The sequence below is a fragment of the Streptomyces sp. NPDC101234 genome (assembly GCF_044767525.1).
In the GTDB taxonomy this organism is placed as follows: Bacteria; Actinomycetota; Actinomycetes; order Streptomycetales; family Streptomycetaceae; genus Streptomyces; species Streptomyces sasae.
On sequence record NZ_JBIWOA010000109.1, the window covers coordinates 1 to 2533 of the forward strand.

Annotated in this window: 1 protein-coding gene; it reads right to left on the reverse strand. The window is 61.1% G+C overall.

All coding sequences use genetic code 11. The features are described 5' to 3' along the window. Positions 1–74 precede the first annotated feature (74 nt). Positions 75–1796 (reverse strand): group II intron reverse transcriptase/maturase, encoded by a 1722-nt coding sequence (ltrA, locus tag ACIRR9_RS55925; RefSeq protein WP_403769805.1) that lies wholly within the window; start codon positions 1794–1796, stop codon positions 75–77. Positions 1797–2533 lie beyond the last annotated feature (737 nt).

The window sequence follows — 2533 nt, forward strand, 5'->3', positions numbered from 1 at the left end:
GGTCGGGTAGCGGGGACGCATCGCTGCGTCCCCGCCCCCTCAGAACCGTGCTTGCGCCTTCCAGCGCACACGGCTCAAGCGGGCCTATGGCCGCTCAGTTCGGTGCCATTCTTCCGGTCACCGGCGTGCAACTGCCGGTGGCACAGAGTGTGTACGACTTCCAGATTATCGAGGTGGTCGCTTCCACCCCGGCTGCGGTATTGCAGATGGTGCACGTGAATTCCCCGGTATGAGGCCGTGAACCAGCGGGCCCAATCGTTGACGTCATCAGGGTCGTACCCCGCGCCTTCGATCAGGTCCTGCCCGCATCTGGGGCACAGTCCCTTCTGTCGGGCTGCTAGCAAAAGAATCCGTTTGGATTCCACTCCTGGCATCCGCTTTCGGGCTCGTTTTCTCCAGTAGCTGTCCAGTTCCGCGTCGTCCTGGGAGGAGTCTCCCTTGACCATCACGTGCCGGACGATTCCGGTCCAGGCGAACTTGGGCAAGTATCCGGCTTTGGAGCCGAAGACCCACCTGTCCTCTCGACTTTTGTCGAACTTCCCCCAATACCGCTCCCGGAGCCAGCGGGGCGTCTTCCGTCGATTGCAGTAGATCGCCCACCTTCTCAAGGCGTGGTGCGTGAAGTCGTCCAGCTTCCTGAAAGTTTCCTTCGAGACAACGTGCCGATAGTAGATGGACCATCCTCGAACAAGAGGTCCGAGGGCACCAGCCAGGCGTTCGGCGGGTGCGCCCCGGTGTTGTCGGATGATGGTCCTTATCTTCTTCTTGACCCGTTGTACTGCATCCTTGCTCGGCTTGATGATCAGCTTCTGGTCGTAGCGCCTGACGTTGAATCCGAGGAAGTCAAATCCCTCAGCGAGATGGACGACACGCGTCTTCTCCTCGTTGAAAGAAAGTCCTCTCGGCTGGAGCCAGACAGCCAACTTCGTTTGCAGATCATGCGCCTCCGACTCCGAGGCGCACAACACCACGAAGTCATCGGCGTATAGAACAAGAGCGGGGGGAACATGCCTTGTCCCTCTGGCGGGAACATTTGCGTTAATCGCGCCCCCCATCCCGTGCAGGGCCACATTGAGTAACAGAGGACTGATGACTCCGCCTTGCGGCGTGCCTTCGATCGTGTGTGCGTAAGTGCCCTGCTCCATGACCCCAGCGCGCAACCATCCTCTGATCTGCCGCCGGCCCGGGAACAGGCCGATGGAGTCCATGAGGTGACTGTGGCTGATGCGGTCGAAGGCCGCCGACAGGTCCGCGTCGAGAACCCACAGCCGTTTTGCGGTCTTCTGGCAGGCTATCTGGAAGATAGCCCCGATCGCGTCAGCGCATCCACGCCCCGGCCGAAACCCGTAGGTTCGACCGTCGAACCGCGCTTCCCATTCCGGCTCTAGAGCGTTCTTCACCCTTGCCTGGTTTGCGCGGTCGCGTATGACAGGAATGCCCAACGGTCGGGTCTTCCCATTTGCCTTCGGGATGTACACACGCTTGACGGGCTTTGCCGGGATAACCGGTTCAGCGAGAGTCTTCCTCGCCAGAGCACCCCGATCCTTCGGAGTCAGCGCGACGACCCCATCGATACCCGCCGTCTTCTTTCCGGTGCTCTGCTGTGCCACCCGGCGAACACTTGTCAAGCTGTTCGCCCTGGATCGCAGCATGAGCTTTTGCAGGTTGCGCACCCGCTTCATGTCGCCGTTCCGTGCGGCCCTGTAGATCCTCTGGCGCAGCCGCTTTACGGATGCTTCTTCTGAGCGCCAATCGATACCGGCCCAGAATTCTGCGTCGCCCTCGGGTCCGTTCATCGGGAGGGCACACTGCGACACCAAAGACATTGTCGCCCCTCCTCCTGTCTAACTTGCGCCTCGGTGTAAGGTTTTGCCCGTTGGCTCTACATGGCCTACCTGTCCCACGTCAGCGTTCTTTCGAGCCCAGCTACAAAGCTGGTATCCGCCGAGTTATATCCGGAGGGGGAGAGTCCCCAGGACCCGAGCTTTCCTCTGGGCTTTCGCCCCAGCGGCATTCGCTTCTTGGGACATCCTGTTCCCGCACCGGAGTTCTGCCTTCGTTGCCTCCGGCTTACCGGCTGACCAGCCGGACCCGTACGGGGTTCCCGTGTTCCACTGCCAACAGTTACGTCCGGACAGGGCGCCCTCTCTAAACCGACTCCCACGGTGACCTACGCTGGAAACCAGGGGTTCCCTTGAGCCTCTTTCAATACAGCTCGCGTCGTGTCGCACTTCTCAATGCAAGGAGTTCCCACCGCCGACCGCTTCGCCATTGACGCGGTGTTCCTCATGTCGGCTCGTAAGGACAAGGGTTCGCTTTCGCTCGCCCGCTCGGACTTCCCCTTCGCTTGTGGCGTGATGATGGCCCATCGTGCCCTTGAGCTTGACCACCTCGGCTCAGCACCCCCGCGTCACCGCAGACGCACCCGAGGCTGGGGACCGGCCATCGGTCACAGGCCGGGGCAGTCGACTCCTCTCCTTGCAACTACCACTGCATGACAGCGACTTCACGTCGCACTGAAAGCGCGAGGCTA